This is a genomic window from Pseudomonas sp. 30_B, from assembly GCF_017491605.1.
GTDB lineage: Bacteria > Pseudomonadota > Gammaproteobacteria > Pseudomonadales > Pseudomonadaceae > Pseudomonas.
The window spans coordinates 1-234 of record NZ_JAFGYY010000556.1 but is presented as its reverse complement, the minus strand read 5'-3'; the positions used below and the strand labels follow the sequence as shown (position 1 = coordinate 234).

Genomic DNA, 234 nt, shown 5'->3' with positions numbered 1-234 from the left:
GAGAGGTGGCGGCATCCGGCCAGGTGAAGCGGTTCGGGCCGTTGTCGGTGGTGTAGATGACGATGGTGTTGTCGCTGAGCTTCAGGTCGTCGAGGGTCTTGAGCAGTTTGCCGACGTCGCCGTCGTGCTCGAGCATGCCATCAGCGTACTCGTTGCCCGGCATGCCGCTCTGGCCCTGCATGGATTCGCGTATGTGGGTGAAGGCGTGCATGCGGGTGGTGTTCATCCAGACGA

The 234-nt window shown here is 62.4% G+C and carries 1 protein-coding gene; it reads right to left on the bottom strand.

Going from position 1 to position 234, the window contains the following annotated elements; translation table 11 throughout:
- A partial coding sequence (locus J5M67_RS29415; RefSeq protein WP_207888780.1) for a sulfatase-like hydrolase/transferase occupies positions 1-234 on the bottom strand: 234 nt, incomplete at both ends.